The following is a 23,478-nucleotide window of genomic DNA, read 5'->3' as shown; positions in this document are numbered from 1 at the left end:
GTAGCATCGACGCCTGTTGGACAGATGCATGAGCAAATGCAGACAAGCGCGAATCAATCGGTTAGAATCTCGCGCTTACGCTTTCGGGCGCGGATTTTGACGCGCTCATGAGCATGCAGGACATCGGGCGGAACGCGCAGCGCTTTGCCCGGCTGCGAGGGTGGCGAAATTGGTAGACGCACCAGGTTTAGGTCCTGACGCCCGCAAGGGTGTAGGGGTTCGAGTCCCCTCCCTCGCACCATCCGTATGTAGCAGAAACCCCCGTTAAGTCTTTGGACTGACGGGGTTTTTTGTTTTCCGCGCGACGTGTATCGAACTTCGCGTGTCCGGCAGCGCTCAGGCGTCCGGCGCGGGCGACGGCGGTTCGGTTTGCGTGCCAGGCAGTTCGGCTTGTGCGGCGCCTTCGAGAAAGCGACGGGTCGATTCGAACGCCTGCAGCATCGGATCGGGCCACGGCGTTTGCAGCATGACCGCCTGGTGGTTTTCGAACGCCGATGACAACAGCTTGACCAATTCAGGCGAGCGCAGATGGCGCAGCAGCACACTGACTGCGATCGCTGTCGCCTGGCTCGCGCCGGCGGTTTGAAGTTCTGAGGCGGTGAGGGCCGCTACCTGTTTGTTGATGTCCACTGAAGCTTCCCTGGATGAAATGGGGTGATCGAAGGCCGCTTGGCCGATCCCGAATTTTGACATGGTTGATGGCTTGCCGCGAACCCGGCGGGTTGGCCAGACCTGCCGTGCTGGAAGTGTGACGAAGGCGTTCAACGCAGTTAATCTGTTAAACAATATGGATGCGGGCGTAGGTGGGAGCGGCTGCCGGATTTGTCCAGTCAATCGGATGTTCAGCGCGCTGTGCCTGAATTCATGCGGCATCCGTTGCGATGCATATTGCGTGGATTGTTAATTCGCATGCCACCGGGATTGAACGCATGGATTAAGAAATGGCTACCCGGGTCCGCTCGGGCCAGGCCGTGGCTCACACGTGTTTGAACCACGCCGGTCGGTGCGTCCGCGTGGGCGTGCGCTAATCGCCGGTAGCCTTCCCCGGATTAATCCTGCGAAAAAAACCGTGTGAAGTTAGCAAAAAAACTGGCAAAAAGGTTGGCAAAAAAGAGATATGCGTTGGTGAATAGGTGCCACCATTTGGTTTCGTTCACGTAATGCTTCAAAAGCGTGGTTCGCAACTCGACTTACATGGTATTCTGCGCGCCGATTTTCGCTGTATTGCTGGCGCAATGGTTTCGGATTAATCCGTGCGACAAACGGATCTCGCGGTTGAAGACAATAAAAGAGGCATGCGATGAGCGTGATATTTGCCCTGATCGGCGCGGTGATCGGGATAGTAGCCGCCGTGTCGAACGATTTCTCGATCGGTTTCGGTGCATTGGTGGGGGGGATGGCTGGCGTTGCACTCGCACGTCTGCTGCAAAAGCAGTCTCCACGACCCGTGAACAACCCCGTGTCCAAACCGGCTGCGTCCGATAACCTGAACTACCCGGCCGGCAGCCCATCCGGCGAACTCGCTGCGCGCGTCGAGCGACTCGAGCAGGAGATTGTCGTCCTGCGCGGTGAGATCCGGGAATTGCGCGCCGGCGTTACCGGCGCCTCGGCGACCGGGAGTGCGGATGGTGAATCGATGTTGTCCGGGCGGCGTCCTGACACTATCGCATCGCATCCTTACGCGATACCGCCCGCGGTGGGACAGCAGCCACCTCGCGAGCGTGCAGTAACGCCGCCGCAGCCGGCACCGGTGCGCCCGACGGTGAGCATCAGCGCAGCCACGCCGCCTGTGTCGGCCGCAGCGCTTGCAGCGAGCGGACCGGCCGTACCGGGCACGCTGAATGTCCAGCCGCACAATCCGGCAGCGTTGTCACCGTCTACCGATTCACCGATACCCGCGCAAACTCCGCCCGCGCCACCGTCTCCGCCCGCTCCGCCGCGCGGTCCCGGTCTCGTCGAACGCCTCTTCAAAAGCGCTCGCGACTGGCTATTTGGCGGCAATACGGTTGTGCGGGTCGGTATCGTCGTGTTGTTCTTCGGCATTGCGTTCCTGCTCAAATACGCCGCGGACAACAGTCTGTTGCCGATCGAATTCCGCCTGGCCGGCGTGGCGCTCGCCGCGACCGTCCTGCTTGGGCTCGGTTGGCGCATTGGCGAGCGTCGCGGAGCGTACGGGCTGATCTTGCAGGGCGGCGGCGTCGGCGCGCTTTATCTGACCGTGTTCGCCGCAACCCGGCTATATCATCTGCTGCCGGCGGGCGCGGCCTTGCCGTTGATGATTGCGATCTGCGGCCTGAGCGCATTTCTGGCGGTGCGGCAGAACGCATCGTCGCTGGCTTTCATGGGCAGTGCGGGCGGCTTCCTCGCGCCGGTACTCCTGTCGACGGGCGGTGGTAGTCACGTGATGCTGTTCAGCTACTACGCGCTACTCAACGCGGGTATTTTCGCGATTGCGTGGTTCAAGGCGTGGCGGCCCCTGAATCTGCTTGGCTTCGTGTTCACGTTCTCGATCGGCGCCGCGTGGGGCGTGACGGCTTACCGGCCTGAACTGCTGGCCAGCACAGAGCCGTTCCTGATCCTGTTCTTCCTGATGTATGTCGGCATCGCGTTGCTCTATGCGGTGCGCCGTGAGATCGCGCTCAAGCATTACGTCGACGGTACGCTGGTGTTCGGCACGCCGCTCGTCGCGATCGGTCTGCAAGCGGCTCTGATGAAGGGCACCGAATTCGGTCTGGCGTGGAGCGCGGTGGCGCTGGCTGCTTTCTACCTCGCGATCGCGGGCTGGCTGGCGCCGCGGCGCGCGCGCCTCGGCATGATGTTCGATGCGATGCTCGCGCTGGCCGTGATCTTCGCCACACTCGCCGTGCCGCTCGCTTTCACCGGACCGACCACCAGCGCGACCTGGGCCATCGAAGGCGCCGCGATCACCTGGCTCGCCGTGCGCCAACGGCGCCTGAGTGCCTTCGGCTTTGGCCTGCTGATGCAACTGGCCGCGGCGGCCGCGTATGGTGTCGGCACGTACGCGCAGATCGGCAGCGCGCATGCCTGGCCGGTCCTGAACGGCGCGTACATCGCGACCGTGCTGATTGCGATCGCGGGCATCTTCACGGGATGGTGCCTGCATGGCCGCAGTGAAGCGGGCGCATGGCATGCATGGATGCCGCAGATCGGCCTCGTCGCCGGGGTGTGGGGACTGTTGTGGTGGATCTGTGGAGGGCTGCACGAAATCCACGTGTACGCGCAGGCGCATCTTGCGTACGACCGCGATCGTTTCGAGACCGCCGTCATCGCGCTATTCGCCGTTCTAACCGCGTGGCTTGCGCACGGCGCACACCGCAAGCTGCGTTGGCCGCTTGCCGAACTGCCTGCGCTGGCACTCGTGCCGGTGCTCGCTTTGCTGACATTGAGTCTGTTCATGTTGAGCATGGCGCCGGTCAGCGGCTACGGCTGGCTGGTTTGCGCGGTTGTCGCGGCTGCCGCCTACGTGCTGCTGTGGCGTCAGCAGCGCGATATTAGCGACCGTGTGCTTGCTGTCCTGCATGTGCTGATGTTCTGGGCAGCCGGCGCACTCGTCGCGCTCGAAGGCTATTGGGGCTTGCGTGCGTATGTGCCGGAGGGCGCATGGAGCTGGAGCGCGTGGGCGTACGGCTTCGGCATTCTGCTGCTGCTGGTGGCGGGCGTCGGGCATCGTTTGCGCTGGCCGGTCGCGCGGTTCTTGCAAGCGTATCAGGTGTGGGGCGCCGCGCCGCTCGCCGTCCTGCTGTGGGTGTGGAGCATCGCGAGCGTGACGAGCGACGGCAGCGCCGCGCCGCTCTTCTGGCTGCCGATTCTCAATCCGCTGGACGTCGCGCAGATCCTCGCGCTTATCGCTTGCGCCGTGTGGCTGCGGCGCCTGCGCGCACTGGGCGTGCACTGGCATCCGCGGGCCTTCGACTATGCGGTGCTCGCGACCCTGTTCCTGTGGTTCAACGCGTTGCTGCTGCGTACGCTGCATCATCATTTCCATGCAGCGTACGATGTCGATGCGGTGCTGGCGTCGTTCAATTTCCAGCAGGTGTTTCTGGTTGGCTGGAGTGCGTTTGCCTTTGCGGGGCTGTGGGTTGCGCGCCGCGACAGCATCGTGCGGGTGTGCGCGATCGCCTCGACGCCACTTGTGCTGGTGATGTGGCTGTGGACGTTCTATGCGAACCTGACGCAGGATGGCGGCGCGTGGGCGCGTTTGCCGCTGCTCAATCCGCTCGACCTGGTGCAGGCGGTGGTTTTTGCATTGGTGGCGTTGTGGCTCATCCGTATCAACCGTCTCGGCGTGCCGATCGGCGAATATCGTGTGCCGTTGCAGGTGGCGGTTGGCGTGACCGGATTCGTCTGGCTCAACGCGATGCTGCTGCGCACGCTGCATCATTGGATCGGCGTGCCATACCAGCTCGACGAAATGTCGCACTCGATGCTCGTGCAAGCGTCGGTCTCGGTGTTCTGGACCGCCTGCGCATTGGCTATGATGATCTGGGCGACCAGGCGAGCCAGCCGGATTTTCTGGTTCATCGGCGGCGCTCTGCTGGCGGCGACTGTCGTCAAGCTGTTCCTGTTCGATCTGTCACACGTGACCGGTATCGAGCGGATTGTGTCGTTCATCGGTATTGGCCTGATGTTGCTGCTGATCGGCTACTTCTCGCCGTTGCCGCCCAAAGCGGCGGTTCTGGAAGCTGAGCAATGAAGCGTGTCCTGATAGCGGCGGGGTGGTGTCTTGCGATCTCGTCCGCGTGGGTGTCGACGGCGGCCGTAGCGGCGGATCGGTTTGCACAGCGCTTTGCGCTTGAACTCGAGAGCGGCGCCGCCTATTACAGCGTGACGCTTCCGGCTGCCGTGTACGCTGCCAGCCAGCGCGGCGATCTCGGCGATGTGCGCGTGTTCAATGGCGCGGGCGAGCCCGTACCGTATTCGCTCGACGCGCCACGGGAGCCCTCCCGGGCGCCGGCTACCTTGCGCCCGGTGCGCTGGTTTCCGTTGCCGTCCGCCGTGCCGGGCGGAACCAGCGCGCCACTCGGCGTGACGATTGCCGCCGACGGGTCGCTGCGTGCAACGTCCCCACCACCGTCACGCGAGCAGCAGGACGCCGAGCTGATCGATGTCGCGCGCGAGACGCGGGGCGGCGCCCGGATCGATGCACTGGTCGTCCATGTGCGTGATGACAATTACCAGGGGCGTGTCAGCGTCGAATCGAGTGACGATCTGCGCATTTGGCAACCCGCCGGCGAAGCGCAACTGCTCAAGGTGAGCTACAACGGCAGCACGCTGAGCCAGGACCGTATCGAGCTCACCGGCATGCGCGCGCGTTATCTGCGTTTGCACTGGCTCGACGGCGCGCCATACATCGAATCCATCGATGCCCAGCTACAGGCGGCCGGCGCCGATAGCGCGCGGAGCGCGGATACTCAACGGGAATGGCGCGAAGGCATCGTTGCCCGTACGGGTCCGAAAGACGGCGAATATTTCTTCGAGACCGGCGGCCCTTATCCCGTCGATCGTCTGCGCCTGAACCTGCCGCAGCCGAATACCGTGGCGCCCGCTGTCGTCTACTCGCGTGCGGGGCTGGAGGCGGCCTGGCGAGAGGTATCGGGCGCGACGCTGTTCCGTTTGCACAACGGCACGGTGGAGCAAAGCAATCCATCGCTTGAGATGGCCCCTGACACGAACCGTCAATGGCGAGTGGTGGTCGATACGCGCAATGGCGGTTTGGGAAGCGGCGCGTTGACCGTTGCCGCGGGCTGGCGTCCGACGACGCTCACCTTTGTCGCGCGTGGGGCTGGGCCTTTTACGCTGGCGGTGGGGAGCGCGGCCGCGGAGTCGTCGGCGCTGAGCCGGGCGGACTTGTTGATGGGAGCGTCATCGGTTGCTGCCACCGCGAGACTGGGTGAGGCGCTTCCTGTTGAGCCGGGAGGCGATGCGCAGGCGTCGGGTAAAGACCCCGACGCGATGCGGCGCTATATGTTGTGGGCGGCCTTGTTGCTGGCTGTCGGCTCGCTGGGTGCGATTGCCTGGCGGCTTGCGCGTGGCGTTCAGGCTCAGCCTGGGGGTGTGGCCGGCGGCGGGGTGGGTGCAACGGGCGGAGCGGCCGGAACCGGTGACGCGGGCGCTGCTGGTGGATCGGCAGGTGGCGTGCCTGGCGAATCCGGCTCGGCGAGCGTTACCGCGAGCGATGCAGGCGGCGACAACGCCGACGCTCAAGGCCCCGCAAAGAGCTGACGGGACTACATGCCCTTGCTTACCCCTCGTGGACGGAAATTGTCTCGATGATCTTGTCGAGCGCCTGGCCGAACGCGAGTTTTTCCTGTTCATCGAGGCAGTCGAACATATCCCCGTTCCACTTACGCGCGATCGGCATCACCTTGCGATAGAGCGCGCGGCCTTCGGGGGTGAGCGACACCAGCACGACGCGGCCGTCTTCGGCACTCGGTTCGCGCTTCACCAGTCCCTGCTTGATCAATGCCTCAGCCGCGCGGCTCGCCTGGCTCTTATCGAGGTTGGCATGCCGCGCCAGGTCCATGATCGAAAACGGTCCGAACGAGCCCACTGACGCAATCACCCGCGCTTCAGGCAATGTCACACCCAGTTTGTCCTGATAGCGCACGCTGATGCCACGCTCGGCGAGTTTGTTCAGGACATGCAGACGGTACGTCAGGAACTGCTCGAGTCCGGCTTTGGCGGAGGCCTTCATGGTTGTCCCGTGATAAGTGGCGCGGTTGTGGCGCTGTGATTGTTGCCGCAACCGTCCCCTCCGGTCAACGCACGCCGTATTTCAAACGCGTCAACTGTTCGGCTTCGTCGGCCAGCAAGCGCGCCGCGTCGCGAATTGCGACTTCGAGCGTGATCGGCCCGGGCGCCGGCGAGAAGCAGCCACTGAAGTATTCGGCAAGGCGCGGCAGTGCCGCGGAGTCGACCGCGCCGGAGAGCAGCGTGGCCGGCACACCCGCAGCCTGCGCATGACGGCAAGCGATGAACGGCGCCTTGCCGTGCAGCGTTTGCACGTCCGAGCGTCCTTCTCCGGTGATCAGCCAGTTCGCGCCTTCAAGCGCGGCGTCCAGACCGATCTGCCGCGCGACGGTTTCCGCGCCCGGCTCGAACTGCGCGCCGAGCATGTGCAGCGCGAAGCCGAGACCACCGGCCGCGCCCGCGCCGGGCTGGTCGCGCGCCGTGCGCCCCAGCGCCGCCTCGAGCAGATCGGCGAAGCGGGCGAGGGCGGCGTCGATCGAAGCAACCTGTTCCGGCTTGACACCCTTTTGCGGTCCGAACACGGCGGTCGCGCCGTGTTCGCCGGTCAGCGGATTGTCCACATCGGACATGCCGACGAACTGCGTGTCCGCAAGGCGGGCGTCCAGTTGCGATACGTCGACGCGCGCCACACGAGCGAGTTGCTCCGGCGTGGCGTCGAGTTCCTTGTCTTGCGCGTCGAAAAGTTTCAGGCCGAGGCCGGCCAGCAAGCCGGCGCCGCCGTCGTTCGTGCTGCTGCCGCCGAGTGCGACGAAAAAGCGCCGCACGCCGGCGTCGAGCAAGGCACGAATCGCTTCGCCCATGCCGCGGGTGCTGCGCGCCTCGACCGGCACGCCCATGCCGACCGGATCGGTAATGCCGACGATTTCCGCGGTTTCGATGATCGCGCTGCCATCCGCCAGCAGGCCTGTCAGTGCCTCGCGCACCGGGCCGGCCGCGCCGCGCACGCTCAGCTTGCGGCGTTCGCCGCCGCTTGTGAGCATGGCGTCGAGCGTGCCTTCGCCCCCGTCGGCCATCGGGCAGATGCGCACGCTGGCGTCCGGCCGGGCGCGCTGGATGCCGGACGCAATCGCCTGCGCGACCTGTTCCGCGCTGAGCGAACCTTTGAAGGAATCGGGAGCAATGACGACGACAGGCGAGGACGGCAAATTCGGCATGGTGTCTCTGAATGGTTGGAGTCGTTGCGAGGGCGGGTGAATTGAACAGATAAATGCGCAGCCCCGAGCGCGTCCGTTAGCTTATCAGCATGGGCGCGCGGACTGAATATGTCGAACGGCATAGCCGGAATCGTCCATGGGAGCGCGTGCGGAAATCACGGGCGCGGGCGGCAAGTGCGGCAGGGCGCCAGGTGTGGCTTGCGAATCCGCGGGCCGCTCTGGTGGGCGCAGCCGCTGAGCCGGTGAAAAGGGCAGCCAAACTGCCCGCCGCACCACCGCAAGCAGACGTGATGCTGGCAGGCGAGGCGCAAGGCAAGGACCCAACAGCGACCGGCGAGTCGCAAACAGGTGAAAAACAGCACCGAAAGCGGTTCCAACACCGATAAAAACGCGCGCAATCGTCGAATCCCGGCTAAGCGCGCAAATAGTTTGCTAAAATATTCGGCTCTTTGGACCCAAGCGTGCTGCCGGTGGGCTGCAAGCCCGCGGCGCAGGCGCCGAATTGATGCGACGCGCGATGCGAAGCGACATCGAAAAGCGGCACGCAGAAGATAACTGATTCGCTCGAATAATTTTAGGACGATTGAAGCCATGGCTAACGTTGTTGAAAACCTCGGCAAGCTCGAACGCCGCGTAACGATTTCCCTGCCGAAGGACGCCGTGCAGAAGGAAGTGGACTCGCGTATCCGTCAACTCGCGAAGAATGTGCGCATGCCGGGTTTCCGCCCGGGCAAGGTGCCGCTCAAGATGGTGACGCAACAGTATTCGGGCCAGGTTGAAGCTGAAGTGCTGAGCGACAAGGTCGGCAAGGAGTTTTTCGACATCAGCCGCGCGGAAAACCTGCGCGTTGCCGGTCAGCCAAGCTTCGCGCCGAAGGCCGACGCTGCTGAAAACGACTACGCGTTCGACGCGACCTTCGAGGTGTATCCGGAAGTGAAGCTGGGCGACGTCGCCACGGCTGAAATCGAGCGCACCACGACCACCATCAGCGAAGCCGAAATCGATCGCACGCTGGACATCCTGCGCAAGCAGCGCGTGCATTTCCACGCTCGTGGCGAATCCGGCGAGCACGGCGACGGCGGCGCGGACACGGCAGCTAAAGACGGCGACCGCGTGACGGTCGACTTCGTCGGCAAGATCGACGGTGAAGTGTTCCAGGGCGGCAGCGCCGAAGACTTCGCATTCGTGCTGGGCGAAGGCCGCATGTTGCCGGAATTCGAAAAGGCAGCGCTCGGCCTGAAGGTCGGCGAGGCGAAGGAATTCGACCTGGCTTTCCCGGCCGACTACCACGGCAAGGATGTCGCCGGTAAGACCGCGCAGTTCACGATCACGATGAAGAAGATCGAGTGGCCGCACCTGCCGGAAATCGACGCCGAATTCGCAAAATCGCTCGGTATCGAAGACGGCGATCTGGTCAAGATGCGCGCTGAGATCAAAGACAATCTCGAGCGTGAAGCGAAGCGCCGCACGCAAGCGATCGTCAAGAACCAGGTCATGGACGCGCTCCTGAAGATTTCGGAGCTCGACGTGCCGAACGCGCTGATCGCGCAAGATCAGGAACGTCTGGTCGGCATGGCGCGTCAGGACCTCGAGCAACGTGGTGTGCCGAACGCCGCTGATGCACCGATCCCGGCTGAGATGTTCAAGGAACAGGCTGAGCGCCGCGTGAAGCTGGGCCTCGTGCTGGCCGAGCTGGTCAAGGCCAATGAGCTGCAAGCCAAGCCGGAGCAGATTCGTGCCGAAGTCGACGAATTCGCGAAAAGCTACGAAGACCCGAAGGAAGTCGTCCGCTGGTATTATTCCAACCAGCAACGTCTTGCAGAAATGGAAGCGTACGTCGTTGAAGCCAACGTCGTCGATTTCGTCCTCAGCAAGGCCAAGGTGACGGACAAGGAAGTTAGCTTCGAAGAACTGGCAAGCGCAACGGCGCAAGCGTAAGCGTCGCTGCAACGGCGTGCCGGCTGTCGGAGCGACGGCTCGCACGCCGTTTTTTTGTGCTGTGAAAGTACGTTGCGTTTTGCATGGCGCGTTTCACGCGGCGTCGCACACCGCGTTCGCGCTGATCGGGCACTTGAATACGGTCTCGTCGGCCGCACCTGTCTAGCACCTGATATTTAGAATATTTCCAGACAAGGATCCATTGCATGACCTTTCGCGCCCAAATGCTGGACACGCTGACCTCCCAGTCTTCGCGGGATCTCGAAGCGCAGGCGCTCGGACTGGTGCCGATCGTCGTGGAAACGAGCGGCCGCGGTGAGCGCTCGTATGACATCTATTCGCGTCTGCTAAAGGAACGGATCGTGTTCCTGGTGGGCGAAGTGAACGACCAGACGGCCAACCTCGTCGTCGCGCAGATGTTGTTCCTTGAAAGCGAAAATCCGGACAAGGACATCAGTTTCTACATCAACAGCCCGGGCGGGTCGGTTTCGGCCGGGATGGCGATCTACGATACGATGCAGTTCATCAAGCCGGACGTGTCGACTTTGTGCATGGGCCTCGCGGCCAGTATGGGTGCGTTTCTGCTGGCAGCCGGTGCAAAGGGCAAGCGTTTTGCGCTGCCGAATTCGCGCGTGATGATTCACCAGCCGCTGGGCGGCGCGCGCGGCCAGGCCTCGGACATCGAAATCCAGGCACGTGAAATCCTGTACCTGAAGGAACGGCTGAATCATCTGCTCGCGCATCACACGGGCCAGCCTGTCGAGCGAATCGCACGCGACACCGACCGGGACAATTTCATGTCCGGCGATGACGCACAAGCTTACGGTCTGGTTGACCAGGTGGCGCACAAGCGTCCATGAAGTGTCCTTGAATCGTCGGTGCGGTCTTGCCCTGAAACGGGGTGAGGCCGTCATCGGATCGGTTGTGAAATAATCAAGACTCGTCCGAGCGCCTGCGGCAAACGCCGTCACCTTGGCTCAAGCCCCGCCGCGCCCTGACTGCGAGGCCGGGGCAAACGGCGTATCATGTAATCGAGTGTCCGGAGGCTCACACATCTATGGCGGACAAGAAAAGTTCTAACAGCGAAAAGCTGTTGTATTGCTCGTTTTGCGGCAAGAGCCAGCATGAAGTCAAAAAGCTGATTGCAGGCCCGTCGGTGTTCATCTGTGATGAATGCATTGACCTGTGCAACGAAATCATCCGCGATGAGGCTGCAGGCGCGGGCATCGAAGCGGGCTTGTCCAAGTCCGATCTGCCGAGCCCGCAGGAAATCCGCGAAATCCTTGACCAGTACGTGATCGGTCAGGAGCGCGCGAAGAAGATTCTCGCGGTTGCGGTGTACAACCACTACAAGCGCCTCAAGCATCTCGACAAGAAGGACGAGATCGAGCTGTCCAAGAGCAACATCCTGCTGATCGGCCCGACCGGTTCCGGCAAGACCTTGCTCGCGCAGACGCTCGCACGCCTTCTGAACGTCCCGTTCGTCATTGCCGACGCAACGACGCTGACGGAAGCCGGCTACGTCGGTGAAGACGTCGAGAACATCATCCAGAAGCTGCTGCAGAACTGCAATTACGAAGTCGACAAGGCCCAGCGCGGCATTGTCTACATCGACGAGATCGACAAGATCAGCCGCAAGTCCGATAACCCGTCGATTACGCGTGACGTATCGGGCGAAGGCGTGCAGCAGGCCTTGCTGAAGCTGGTTGAGGGCACGATGGCGTCGGTGCCGCCGCAGGGTGGCCGTAAGCATCCGAATCAGGACTTCATTCAGGTCGACACCACCAATATTCTGTTTATTTGCGGTGGCGCGTTCGACGGTCTCGAGAAAGTCATTGTCGACCGTACCGAGAAGACCGGTATCGGCTTTGGCGCAAGCGTGAAGAGCAAGCAGGACCGCGACGCCGGCGAAGTGCTGCGCGAAGTGGAGCCGGAAGATCTGATCAAGTTCGGTCTGATTCCTGAGCTGATCGGCCGTCTGCCGGTGGTGGCCACGCTCGGCAAGCTCGACGAAACGGCGCTGATGAAGATTCTCGTCGAACCGAAGAATGCCTTGGTGAAGCAATATCACAAGCTGTTCAACATGGAACGCGTCGAGCTCGAAATTCGCCCGGGTGCGTTGCAAGCTGTTGCACGTAAGGCAATCCGCCGCAAGACGGGCGCCCGGGGTTTGCGTTCGATCCTCGAACAGGCGTTGCTTGACGTAATGTATGATCTGCCGCAAATGAAAGGCGTTAGCAAGGTCATCATTGACGACAACGTGATTGACGGCGACGGCAAACCGCTACTGATCTACGAAGACGCGCCCAAAGTGGCGGGTTCGAACTGATCGGCTTTCGGGTTACGCAAAAAAAAGCCGTTCATGGCAACGTGAACGGCTTTTTTCGTTTATCGTGTGGTCAGGATTGTTGTTTTCACTATGGAGTCACTGAACCTTCGGAGTCACTGAACTTTTCCCACACGCGGAGGCTTGCAATCTTTTCTGCTGGCCTCACCTATCGAACGAACTGATTCCACTCATGGGGAAATGAAATGTCAGGAACCCAACTCCTTCCGCCGGAACGCATTACGCTCCCGCTGCTCCCGCTGCGTGACGTAGTCGTCTTCCCGCACATGGTGATTCCGCTCTTCGTAGGCCGCCCGAAGTCGATCAAGGCTCTCGAAGCAGCGATGGAAGGCGGTAAGCACATCATGCTCGTCGCCCAGAAAACGGCTGCGAAAGATGAGCCGACCGAAAAGGACATGTACGAAGTAGGGTGTATTGCCAACATCCTGCAAATGCTGAAGCTGCCCGACGGCACCGTTAAGGTGCTCGTCGAAGGCTTGCAGCGCGCGAAAACGCTTTCCATCGAAGAGCAGGAAACGCAGTTTTCGTGCGAAGTCATGCCGCTCGAACCCGACCACGCCGACAGCGCTGAAACTGAAGCGCTGCGCCGCGCGATCGTGTCGCAGTTCGACCAGTATGTGAAGTTGAACAAGAAGATCCCGCCGGAGATCCTGACGTCGCTGTCGGGCATCGACGAGGCTGGCCGTCTGGCCGATACGATCGCGGCGCATCTGCCGCTCAAGCTCGACCAGAAGCAGCACATCCTCGAGATGTTCCCGGTCATCGAGCGTCTCGAGCATCTGCTCGCGCAACTTGAAGCGGAGATCGACATCCTGCAGGTTGAAAAGCGCATCCGTGGGCGTGTGAAGCGCCAGATGGAGAAGAGCCAGCGCGAGTACTACCTGAACGAACAGGTCAAAGCGATCCAGAAGGAATTGGGCGAAGGCGAAGAAGGTGCGGATCTCGAGGAACTCGAGAAGCGCATCACGGCTGCCCGCATGCCGAAGGAGGCCAAGAAGAAGGCCGACGCAGAGCTGAAGAAGCTCAAGCTGATGTCGCCGATGTCGGCTGAAGCAACGGTCGTGCGCAACTATATCGACACGCTGATCGGCTTGCCGTGGCGCAAGAAGAGCAAGGTCAACAACGACCTCTCGAATGCAGAACGCGTGCTCGACGAAGACCACTTCGGTCTCGAGAAAGTGAAGGAACGCATTCTCGAGTATCTCGCGGTCCAGCAACGTGTCGACAAGGTCAAAGCGCCGATCCTGTGCCTCGTTGGGCCTCCGGGTGTCGGTAAGACGTCGCTGGGTCAGTCGATCGCTCGCGCGACGAACCGCAAGTTCGTGCGTATGGCGCTCGGTGGCGTGCGCGACGAAGCCGAGATTCGCGGTCACCGTCGTACGTATATCGGTTCGATGCCCGGCAAGATTCTGCAAAGCTTGACTAAGGTCGGCGTGCGCAATCCGCTCTTCCTGCTCGACGAAGTCGACAAGATGGGCCAGGATTTCCGCGGCGATCCGTCCTCGGCGCTGCTGGAAGTGCTCGATCCGGAGCAGAACCATACGTTCGCCGATCACTACGTCGAAGTCGACTTCGATCTGTCGGACGTGATGTTCGTGGCAACGTCGAACTCGCTGAATATTCCGCCGCCGTTGCTCGACCGGATGGAAGTGATCCGTCTGTCGGGTTACACGGAAGACGAGAAGGTCAGCATCGCGCAACGTTATCTTTTGCCCAAGCAGAAGAAGAATAACGGCCTCAAGGATGGCGAGGTCGATGTGACGGAAACCGCGATCCGCGACATCATTCGTTATTACACGCGTGAAGCAGGCGTTCGCTCGCTCGAGCGTGAAATTTCGAAGATCTGCCGCAAGGTCGTGAAGATGCTTCTGCTGAAGAAGGCAGAAGGCGCGGTGAAGGTCGACGGTAGCAATATCGACACCTTCCTCGGCGTGCGCAAGTACGACTTCGGTCTGGCCGCCAAGGAAAATCAGGTCGGTCAGGTCACGGGTCTGGCGTGGACAGAAGTGGGCGGCGATTTGCTGACCATCGAAGCCGCGGTGATGCCGGGCAAGGGCAATGTGATCCGCACGGGTTCTCTCGGCGACGTGATGAAGGAATCCGTCGAAGCTGCGCGCTCGGTGGTCCGCTCGCGTTCGCGCCGTCTGGGTGTCAAGGACGAAGCGTTCGAGAAGCAGGACATTCACATTCACGTGCCGGAAGGCGCGACGCCGAAAGACGGTCCGTCTGCCGGTATCGCGATGACCACCGCGCTGGTGTCGGTGTTGACCGGGATTCCGGTTCGTGCCGATGTCGCGATGACGGGCGAAATCACGTTGCGTGGCGAAGTTCTGCCGATCGGTGGCCTGAAGGAAAAACTGCTGGCGGCGCATCGCGGCGGTATCAAGCTGGTGCTGATTCCGGAAGAAAACGTCAAGGACTTGACGGAGATCCCGGACAACGTGAAGAACGCGATCGAAATCGTGCCGGTCCGGTGGATCGACAAGGTGCTCGAGTTGGCGCTCGAACGTGTGCCTCAGGCACTGCCAGAGGAAGAGCCAAAGCCGGCGGCGCCTGTCGCTGCGGCTGAGCCGGGCAAGGACGCAGGCGCGACGGAAGTCGTGAAGCACTGAGTTAGCCCGCAGCGACAGCTGTTTGCTGGTAAAAAACCCGCGACCTCGGTCGCGGGTTTTTTATTGCCGGCAAGAAGTCGAAAGATGCGAATCAAAAGATGCACGACACACGCGTTTTGGAATGCACTCAATCCCATCTTTTGAGCAAAGAGCGTTCTTATTTGTCGACGACTGGGCAAGCGGCTATTGGCGGCAAGATATGGTGATGAGAAACCCCTTCCGGAGCCGCTCGAATCAGGCTCAACCCCGCTTGACACAAGGGTTTCGGCCAATTCTAATGAGTCGGCTCGGCGCTGGGCGCCAGCCGCGTTAAACGAGGTGCAGCAGAGCACCGTCACGATTGCCATAAACATTCTCGGGGGTTGGAATGAATAAAACGGAATTGATCGATCACATTGCGCAGCAAGCGGATATTTCGAAGGCCGCGGCGGGTCGTGCACTGGATGCGGTGATCGGTGGGGTTAAAGGTACGTTGAAGAAAGGCGGCTCCGTGACTTTGGTCGGTTTTGGTACGTTCGCTGTAGGCAAACGTACCGCGCGTACGGGGCGTAATCCGCGCACCGGTGCCGCGATCAAGATCAAGGCCGCGAAGGTCCCTAAATTTAGGCCTGGCAAAGCTCTGAAGGATGCGCTAAACTAATGGGCTTGCTGCGTGAGGAATGCAGATCAGGCAGCAAAAGCAGAAGCACTGAATCATGAAACGGGTGCTTAGCTCAGTTGGTAGAGCGGCGCCCTTACAAGGCGTAGGTCGGGAGTTCGAGCCTCTCAGCACCCACCAGTTTCAGATTCGTTTAAGTGCTTCAGCGCAGTCGAAGTATAAGGAGTGGTAGTTCAGTCGGTTAGAATACCGGCCTGTCACGCCGGGGGTCGCGGGTTCGAGTCCCGTCCACTCCGCCAGTATCCTCGAAAGGCGAACTCCGGTTCGCCTTTTTTATTGCCCGCTGTTGTAAGATCGGGCGTTCTGTTTTTGGCACTCCTTTACGCATGCTCGATTTTTTCCGCAATCACAAACGCCTGATGATGTTCATGCTCATCCTCGTCATTGTGCCGGGGTTGGGTTTTGTGGGCATTCAAGGTTTCCGCGGCTTCTTTGACGAAAGTGCAAACGTCGCCAGCGTCAACGGTCATAAGATCACGCGCGCAGAGTATGACGACGCGATGCGTCAGCAGCTTGACCGCGCTCGTCAGATGCTCGGCGCGCAGTTCGACATGAAGTCGTTCGATACGCCTGAGCGCCGTCGCGAAATGCTCGACGGCCTGATCGAGCAACGTGTGCTGGCCGATGAAACGCAACGCCTCCATCTGACTGCATCCGACGACGCCGTGCGCCGCGTGTTGCTGAACGATCCGGTGATTTCGTCGCTGAAGAATCCTGACGGCTCGATCGACGTCGACCGCTACAAGCAGTTGCTTGCAATGCAGGGCATGACGCCCGATCAATACGACGAACGTGTGCGCTACAGTCTCGCCACGCAGCAACTGCCGGCCAGCATTCAAGGCAGCGCGTTCACGTCGAAGACCCTCGCACAGCATTTGACCGAGCTCGCCGAACAGCAGCGCGAAGTGCAGGGCATCGCGTTCCATCCGCGTGACTACGCCGCGAAGATCCAGCCGACGGCTGCGCAACTGCAGGCGTACTACGACGCGCATCGCAACGACTTCGCCACGCCGGCTACGGCTACGATCCAGTACCTGGTGATGTCGCCGGCAACGCTGTCTGCCGCGGTGCAGCCGAGCGACGCTGATCTGAAAAAGTACTACGACGACAACATCGCGCACTACCGCACGGACGGTCAGGTGCGGGCGAGTCACATCCTGATCTCGGCGCCGAAAGATGCGAGCGCGGCTGACAAGGCCAAGGCGAAGCAGAAGGCCGAAGAGGTGCTCGCACAGGTCAAGGCGCATCCTGATCAGTTCGCGCAGATCGCGCAACAGGATTCGCAGGATCCGGGTTCGGCGTCGAAGGGCGGTGATCTGGGTTACTTCGGCCGCGGCATGATCGCCGGTGGCCAGGCATTCGACGACGCCGTGTTCGGTCTCAAGAAAGACGAAATCAGCGGCATCGTGCAGACCGACTTCGGCTATCACATCGTCAAGGTCACGGACGTGAAGCCGGCCGTCACCAAGCCGTTCGACGAAGTGAAAGATCAGATCGCCCAAGACCTGAAGAAGCAACTGGCAAGCAAGGCATTCAGCGACGATTCGGAAGGCTTCACGTCGATCGTGTACGAGAAGGCGAAGAGCCTGCAGCCGGCCGCCGACAAGTACAAGCTGCAACTGCAAACGGCCACGGTAACGCCGCAGCCGGATCCGAAGTTGCCGCCTGACAGCCCGTTGAACAATCCGAAGTTCCTGGCTGCTGTCTTCGCAAACGATGCAGTTACCGCGCGCAACAATACGCAGGCGATCGACGTCGGCGGTAACACACTGATCGCAGCGCGTGTGGCCGACTACAAGGCCGCAGCCGTGCCGGCGCTCGACGCCATCAAGGATGCAGTACGGCAAAAGGTAATTGCGGCTCAGTCGAACGAGGCCGCTCACAAGGATGGCATCGCGAAGCTGGCTGAGTTCGACAAGTCGAAGTCCACGGCAGGTTTCTCGTCGCCGCTGAAGGTTTCGCGCAACGACGCTCAGGGCGTGCCGCCGGCCGCATTGAGTGCAATCTACAAGGCAGACGCGCAAAAATTACCTGCCTACGTCGGTGTGGACCTGGGTGACGACGGCTATGCGATCTATCGCGTGAACGCAGTTGTTGCGGGTGCTCCGATCGATCCGCAGCGTTTGGCTGCTGCGCAGCAACAGATTGCGCAAGTGGACGCTCAGTCTGAAGCTGAGGCGTATGTCGAAGCGCTGCGTGCCCGTTCGAAGGTGAAGTTCTATGGCTCGCTCGACAGCAGCAATGCCCAGGCGAACGGTGACTAAAGCTCGATTTCATCCGCTGCGCGCAAGCAGGTAAAGCCGCGCCGCACAAAAAAAGCCCCGCAGATTGCGGGGCTTTTTTATTTGACGCATGCAAACCCGTCAAACAGTTTGCTCGCGAACGAACGCGGCTTGCTATGCAGTCAATCGCCTTCAGCTTAGAGGCAAGCGCTGATCGAACTGGTGGCGTCGCTGCCCGCGGCGCCATTGGAACGGAACCCGACCCATGAACCCGGCCCGGTGTAGGACGGCCGTACCACGGCGGCCGCGCCGTTAGGCGGCTGCTGACCCGGCACGTAGACGTCCACCGCCTGATCGTTCGCCAGCGTGTCCTGCGATACCACTTGCTGCTGCGAGCTATCAGCCCACTTTTGCGCGATGCAGGTAGCGACGGCCTTCGGTGGTTGCTGGCTTTGGCCGACGGATTGAACGCCCGCAGGCGGTTGAGCGGCGCATGCAGAAATTGCCACGGTCAAAGCGATTAACGGTAAATATTTCACGTTATCTCCTCAGAAGTCGCTCAGAAATCGAGCCGGGTTACGCGGGATTACTAAAGTGTCAGAACGACCTTGCCGATCCGCGTTCCCCAATTACCGGAAACAAGTTGTTAGCGAGCTTTTCAGTGCGGCGAACTTGTGCGAAGGAGTGGCTTGACAGCCGGCCACACGTTGTTGAGTAGCATTGGCTGTGCCTGCTGCGTGGGATGGATCTGATCCGCCTGGAACATGTCCGGTTTGTCGGCGATGCCGGCGAGCAGGAAAGGTACTAACGGCACTCGCAATTGCTTCGAGAGTTCGCCGTACAGGCCATGGAACTTTTGCGTGTAGTCGGGGCCGTAATTGGGTGGCACATACATGCCGACCAGCACGACCTTCGCGTGGCTTTGTTGGGCCTGCTCGATGATCGTACGCAGATTGTCTTCGGTAGTGGCGAGCGGCACGCCGCGCAAGGCATCGTTGGCGCCAAGTTCGACGATCACGATGCTCGGCTTGAGCCGCTGCAGGAGCGCCGGCAAGCGGGCCCGGCCGCCGCTCGTGGTGTCGCCGCTGATGCTCGCGTTGGCAACGCTATAATCGATTCGCTCGTCGGTGAGACGCTGGCGCATCAAGGCAACCCAGCCAGTGTCACGGGGCAAGCCATATTCGGCGGAGATGCTGTCGCCGAGCACGACGATCACCGGCCTGGCCTGTTCCGGCGCGTTGGCCGCAAAGGCTGGGAAGGGCAGCGAAAACAGGGTTGCGGCCAGCACGGCCGAACCGAATGCCGTAGTCAGCGCCGGCGCGCGAGGCGCTACGGCGCGCACTTTCAACCTACGCTTCACCATGCTAAACAAAACTGATCCAGTCATTGAAGTGCGGGGTTTGTGCAAGAAGGTTAAGGATGCAACGGGCGAACTGACGATTCTCGAGGACATCGATCTTGCTATCGAAGCCGGCAGCAGTGTGGCGATCGTCGGTGCATCCGGGTCGGGCAAGTCTACGCTGCTCGGCTTGCTCGCAGGGTTGGACAGCGCGAGTTCGGGCTCGGTTCGGCTGCTCGGTCGCGAACTGACCGAACTGAACGAAGACGAGCGCGCTGCATTGCGTAGCGGCTCGGTCGGCTTCGTGTTCCAGTCGTTTCAATTGATGCCGCATTTGACGGCGCTCGAGAACGTCACCTTGCCGCTCGAGCTGCAAGGCGGCATCGGCACGCGTGAAGCTGCGGCACGTGCGCGCGGCTTGCTTGAGCAGGTGGGGCTCGCCAAACGCACGGGACACTATCCCAAGCTGCTGTCGGGCGGTGAACAGCAACGGGTCGCGCTGGCGCGCGCCTTCGTCACGCATCCGGCGATCCTGTTCGCCGACGAGCCGACCGGCAGTCTCGATGCCGCTACCGGCCACGCGGTGATCGATTTGATGTTCGAGATGAACCGCGCGAACGGCGCCACACTGATCCTTGTCACGCACGACGTCGAACTCGCGCGTCGCTGCGATACGACGGTGACCATCGAGGCGGGGCGCCTGGCCTGACCAGCCAGGGTGTCGATAAATAAAAAGCGGGCCGCAAAGGCCCGCTTTTTATTTCAACGCTCTGAACGCGTCAAGCTTTCAGCGCTTCAACGCAGCGCGCGCTCGTGCGATCAATGCCGAGGTCGACGAATCATGCTTCTTCTCGTCGACGCTCGCCGACGTCAGATCCGCCTCGACCACCTTGCCGAGGATCTTGCCCAACTCGACGCCCCATTGATCGAACGGATTGATGTCCCATACCGATGCCTGCACCAGCACCTTATGCTCGTACAGCGCGATCAATGCGCCGAGCGAACGCGCGGTGAGCGCGTCGACGAGCAGCGTCGTGGTCGGACGGTTGCCCGGAAACACCAGATGCGGCGCGAGCTCAGGCTTGTCCGCGCCGGCCACCTTCTTCGCCTCTTCGAGCGTGCGGCCGAGCATCAGCGCTTCGCTTTGCGCGAAGCAGTTCGCCAGCAACTTAGGATGATGACTGACGAGCGGATGCTCCGGCGTCAATACGGCGACGAAGTCGATCGGCACGATCGTCGGGCCCTGGTGCAGCATCTGGAAGAACGCATGCTGGCCGTTCGTGCCCGGTTCACCCCAGGTCACAGCGGCAGTCGGATAGTCGACCATCGCGCCATCCAGGCGCGCCGACTTGCCGTTGCTTTCCATTTCGAGCTGTTGCAGGTACGAGGGCAGGAAATGCAGCGCTTCCGAATACGGCGCGACCAGATAGCTTTGCGAGCCGAAGAAGTTGCGATACCAGATGCCGATCATGCCGAGCAGCACGGGCAGGTTCTTTTCGAGCGGCGCGTCGCGGAAATGCTGGTCCATCTCGTTGGCGCCGGCCAGCAGTTCGTCGAACTGTTGCGGGCCGATCGCGATCATGATCGAAAGACCCACCGCCGACCACAGCGAGTAACGCCCGCCGACCCAGTCCCACATCTCGAACACATTCTCTTTCGCGATGCCGAACTTGACCACCTCGGCCGGGTTCGCCGACACGCCGACGAAGTGCTTCGCCAGCGCGCTTTCCGGGCAGCCTTTCTCGATGAACCAGTCGCGCAGCGAGCGCGCGTTGGTCATCGTTTCGAGCGTGGTGAAGGTCTTGGAGACGATGATCGCGAGCGTTTCTTCCGGATCGATCATCTGCATCACGTTGTACAGATCCGCACCGTCCACATTCGACACGAAGTGCGTGGTGATCTCCGGCGTGGCCAGATGATGCAGCGCGTGCACGACCATCTTCGGCCCAAGGTCCGAGCCGCCGATGCCGATATTCACGACGTAGCGAATCCGCTTGCCCGTATAGCCGGTCCACTCGCCGCTGCGCACCTGGTCGGCGAACGCGGCCATCTTCGCGCGTTCGGCCTGAATTTCAGCATGGAACGGCGCTTTCGGATCGGTGGCGCGCAGCGCGGTATGCAAGGCGGCGCGGCCTTCGGTCGGGTTGACGATTTCGCCCGCGAACATCGCGTCGCGGCGTTTCTCGACGCCGGCTTCGCGCGCGAGTTGCACCAGCAGTTTCAGGGTTTCGTCGGTGATGCGGTTCTTCGAGAAATCGGCCGCGAGACCGCCGCCCGCGAACGCAAAGCGCTCAGCACGGGTAGGGGCGGGATCGTTCGCGGGGGCGAACCAGTCGCGCATGTGCGCATCGCGAATCTTCTCGTAATGCGTTTGCAGCGAGGACCAGGAGGGGAGCGAGTTCTGCGTCATAGCGTCCGTCTAACGAAGGGGCACGAAGAATGGCGCGCGCGTGAAGCGCTGCCGAGGATGAAGCAACGATGCTGTTAGAGCGATGCCGCGCGGCCGGGTTCGCGATGGGTTGCCGTGAAGCTTCGCGAGCCTGGCTCGTAATCGAGTCGGCCCACCGAAGTTTCGCTGCAGCCCGCGATGACCCGACGTGCGGCGCAGTTAATCAGTATAGCGGCGTTGCGTGACAGGTGACAGCGGGGTGGCAGCGGTTCGGCTGTGGTTGGGGCGCTCGACGCAAACTGTGGGACGGGTGGGTTTATTCAGCGGCCGCCGGATAGAACATCCGGTTTAGCAACGTCCGCACCATCGGGGCGAGTTCGCCCGCCGTCAAACCCGCTGGGCCGTGGCCTTGTGCACTCAATGTGTCGGCGGCGAGGCCGTGCAGATAGACGCCCGCCAGCGCGGCTTCGTAGCGCGGCAGATGCTGGGCGAGCAACGCGCCGATAATGCCGCCGAGCACATCACCCGTGCCGCCCGTCGCCAGTGCGGCATTGCCGGTCGGATTGATTGCGACGCGGCCGTCCGGCGCGGCGATCACGGTGCCCGTGCCTTTCAGCACGATCACGGCGGCAAAGCGCGCGGCCAGTGCGCGCGCGGCGGCGAGGCGGTCGCGTTGCACGCCCGGCGCGTCGGTGCCGAGCAGGCGCGCGGCTTCGAGTGGATGCGGAGTCAGTACGCACGGGTCGCCTTGGACGCCGCGCGCGGTGACTTCGGCGGCGAGCGACGGGTCGGCGGAAATCAGATTGAGCGCGTCGGCGTCGAACAGTTTAGGCACGTCGAGCGGCAGCACGTCGTGCATGACATGTGTGGCCCGATCGCGCTGACCCATGCCGCAGCCGATGGCGAGTGCGTCCATCCTGTCGAGCGGCAGCGTGTCGATCGCATGCAGCATCAGTTCGGGATGGGGCGGATCGTAGGGCGGGGCGCCGTCGCCCAGCAACGCGACGTGCACTTTGCCCGCGCCGGTATAAAGCGCCGCGCGCGCGGCGAGGATCGGCGCGCCGCACATGCCGGTGTCGCCGCCGACCACGGCGAGACTGCCGAACGTACCCTTGTTGGTGGCGAAGTCGCGGGGCGGCAGGAAGGCGGCGAACAGATCGGGTGCGTTGAGTTGCACGGCCGTGCGAGCGCTACTGTCGACGCCGATCGGCGCCACTGTCACCCGGCCGGCGAGATCGCGTCCCTGCGCGGTGAAAAGGCCGGGTTTCGCGCCAATGAAGGTGATCGTGTGGGTGGCGTGTACCGCGCAAGCATCGCTGGAGCCTTCGTTACCGCCCTTGTCCTGATCCCGCGGCTCGCCGACCACCGTGCCGGTATCGCTATCGAGACCGCTGGGTGTGTCGAGCGCGAGGACGCCGCCTCTTGCCCGCTTTGCCTTGGTACGTTGCGACAGTTGACGGGCGATGCCCGCAAAGATGCCTTCCAGAGGGCGGGTCAGGCCGATCCCGAACATGCCGTCCACCAGCCACGTGAAGCTTTCCAGCGAGGCCGGCAGCGCCGCAGTGATGGCGACGCCCGCGGTGCGGGCTGTGTCGAGCGCCCAGCGGGCGTCGTCCGGTTTGACTTCAAGCGGCATGCACAGGTCGACGGCGATGCCGGCCTGGTGGAGTTCCGCGGCCATGATCAAGGCGTCGCCGCCGTTGTTGCCCGGGCCGGCCACGATCCATACCTTGTGCTTCGATTTTTCGATCGAGGTATCGCGGCTGATCTGTTCCTGCAGGTAGCTCGCGGCGGCTTTGCCGGCACGGGACATCAGCGTGTGCTCAGGCAGCGCCGCCGCGGCCTGGCTTTCAAGGATTCGCAGGTCGGTTAGCGTGAGCAGCGGCAAGGCCCGGTTGCGCGGGCTGATTAAGATCGCAAGCGTGGATTCGGACGCGGTCATGGCGGGGCGTGAAGTTCACCTTGGACAAGGCGACGAAGCTTGAGGAGCCACTATGGTAGTGCCGATAGGTGTCTGACGCGCGCCGTGTTGGCGAGGACCCGCTGCT

At 62.0% G+C, this 23,478-nt stretch carries 16 protein-coding genes and 3 tRNA genes; 12 read left to right on the top strand and 7 right to left on the bottom strand.

The features are described 5' to 3' along the window. Positions 1-154 precede the first annotated feature (154 nt). Positions 155-241: transfer RNA gene (locus GH665_RS10985), tRNA-Leu, on the top strand. Between the two features lie 95 nt (positions 242-336). On the opposite strand, the gene GH665_RS10980 is transcribed toward GH665_RS10985, so the two are convergent. Continuing rightward, positions 337-630, bottom strand: coding sequence for a hypothetical protein (locus tag GH665_RS10980; RefSeq protein WP_153138385.1), 294 nt, complete (start codon positions 628-630; stop codon positions 337-339). A 670-nt stretch (positions 631-1,300) separates the two neighbouring features. Between GH665_RS10980 and GH665_RS10975 the strand changes: the two genes are divergently transcribed. Beyond that, positions 1,301-4,714: a DUF2339 domain-containing protein gene (locus GH665_RS10975; protein ID WP_153135882.1), complete on the top strand. Its 3,414-nt coding sequence runs from the start codon at positions 1,301-1,303 to the stop codon at positions 4,712-4,714. Then, complete coding sequence (locus GH665_RS10970; protein ID WP_153135881.1) at positions 4,711-6,243, top strand: DUF3999 domain-containing protein; 1,533 nt, start codon at positions 4,711-4,713, stop codon at positions 6,241-6,243. Before GH665_RS10975 ends, GH665_RS10970 begins: the two co-directional genes overlap by 4 nt. Positions 6,244-6,262: 19 nt before the next feature. On the opposite strand, the gene GH665_RS10965 is transcribed toward GH665_RS10970, so the two are convergent. Together GH665_RS10965 and GH665_RS10960 are read right to left on the bottom strand one after the other, a co-directional pair. Beyond that, positions 6,263-6,715, bottom strand: a complete 453-nt coding sequence (locus GH665_RS10965; protein WP_153135880.1) for a MarR family winged helix-turn-helix transcriptional regulator — start codon at positions 6,713-6,715, stop codon at positions 6,263-6,265. Positions 6,716-6,779: 64 nt separating this feature from the next. Then, positions 6,780-7,925, bottom strand: a complete 1,146-nt coding sequence (locus tag GH665_RS10960; RefSeq protein ID WP_153135879.1) for a glycerate kinase — start codon at positions 7,923-7,925, stop codon at positions 6,780-6,782. Between the two features lie 591 nt (positions 7,926-8,516). On the opposite strand from GH665_RS10960, the gene tig reads away from it, so the two are divergent. From tig to GH665_RS10920, 8 genes are all read left to right on the top strand, one after another. Further along, entirely contained in the window at positions 8,517-9,863 is a 1,347-nt protein-coding gene (gene tig / locus GH665_RS10955) for a trigger factor (protein WP_153135878.1), read from the top strand. Between the two features lie 206 nt (positions 9,864-10,069). Further along, positions 10,070-10,723, top strand: coding sequence for an ATP-dependent Clp endopeptidase proteolytic subunit ClpP (clpP, locus tag GH665_RS10950; protein WP_007182010.1), 654 nt, complete (start codon positions 10,070-10,072; stop codon positions 10,721-10,723). A gap of 197 nt (positions 10,724-10,920) precedes the next feature. Then, positions 10,921-12,192: an ATP-dependent Clp protease ATP-binding subunit ClpX gene (gene clpX, locus GH665_RS10945; protein ID WP_028196589.1), complete on the top strand. Its 1,272-nt coding sequence runs from the start codon at positions 10,921-10,923 to the stop codon at positions 12,190-12,192. A 203-nt stretch (positions 12,193-12,395) separates the two neighbouring features. Further along, entirely contained in the window at positions 12,396-14,822 is a 2,427-nt protein-coding gene (gene lon / locus GH665_RS10940; RefSeq protein ID WP_153135877.1) for an endopeptidase La, read from the top strand. A gap of 367 nt (positions 14,823-15,189) precedes the next feature. After that, positions 15,190-15,462 carry an HU family DNA-binding protein gene (locus GH665_RS10935; protein ID WP_007585907.1) on the top strand — a complete coding sequence of 91 codons (273 nt, stop codon included), beginning with the start codon at positions 15,190-15,192 and terminating at the stop codon, positions 15,460-15,462. 62 nt (positions 15,463-15,524) lie between these two features. Continuing rightward, positions 15,525-15,600 (top strand) — tRNA-Val (locus tag GH665_RS10930). Between the two features lie 42 nt (positions 15,601-15,642). Next, positions 15,643-15,719, top strand: a tRNA-Asp gene (locus GH665_RS10925). An 87-nt stretch (positions 15,720-15,806) separates the two neighbouring features. Then, complete coding sequence (locus GH665_RS10920; protein WP_153135876.1) at positions 15,807-17,744, top strand: SurA N-terminal domain-containing protein; 1,938 nt, start codon at positions 15,807-15,809, stop codon at positions 17,742-17,744. Positions 17,745-17,899: 155 nt separating this feature from the next. Here GH665_RS10920 and GH665_RS10915 read toward each other — a convergent pair whose 3' ends face one another. Further along, entirely contained in the window at positions 17,900-18,241 is a 342-nt protein-coding gene (locus GH665_RS10915; RefSeq protein WP_153135875.1) for a hypothetical protein, read from the bottom strand. Positions 18,242-18,360: 119 nt separating this feature from the next. After that, positions 18,361-19,065, bottom strand: coding sequence for an arylesterase (locus GH665_RS10910; protein WP_153135874.1), 705 nt, complete (start codon positions 19,063-19,065; stop codon positions 18,361-18,363). Between GH665_RS10910 and GH665_RS10905 the strand changes: the two genes are divergently transcribed. Next, positions 19,064-19,750, top strand: a complete 687-nt coding sequence (locus tag GH665_RS10905; RefSeq protein WP_028196584.1) for an ABC transporter ATP-binding protein — start codon at positions 19,064-19,066, stop codon at positions 19,748-19,750. The two genes, GH665_RS10910 and GH665_RS10905, sit on opposite strands and share 2 nt — an antisense overlap. Positions 19,751-19,828: 78 nt before the next feature. Here the strand turns inward: GH665_RS10905 and pgi are convergent, their stop codons facing one another. Both pgi and GH665_RS10895 read right to left on the bottom strand, forming a co-directional pair. Further along, positions 19,829-21,451, bottom strand: a complete 1,623-nt coding sequence (gene pgi / locus GH665_RS10900) for a glucose-6-phosphate isomerase (protein WP_153135873.1) — start codon at positions 21,449-21,451, stop codon at positions 19,829-19,831. 295 nt (positions 21,452-21,746) lie between these two features. Continuing rightward, entirely contained in the window at positions 21,747-23,372 is a 1,626-nt protein-coding gene (locus tag GH665_RS10895) for an NAD(P)H-hydrate dehydratase (RefSeq protein WP_153135872.1), read from the bottom strand. Positions 23,373-23,478: the final 106 nt, after the last annotated feature.

The organism is Paraburkholderia agricolaris (genome assembly GCF_009455635.1).
GTDB lineage: Bacteria > Pseudomonadota > Gammaproteobacteria > Burkholderiales > Burkholderiaceae > Paraburkholderia > Paraburkholderia agricolaris.
The sequence above is the reverse complement of the archived record's forward strand: the minus strand, read 5'-3'. Positions and strand labels throughout refer to the sequence as shown.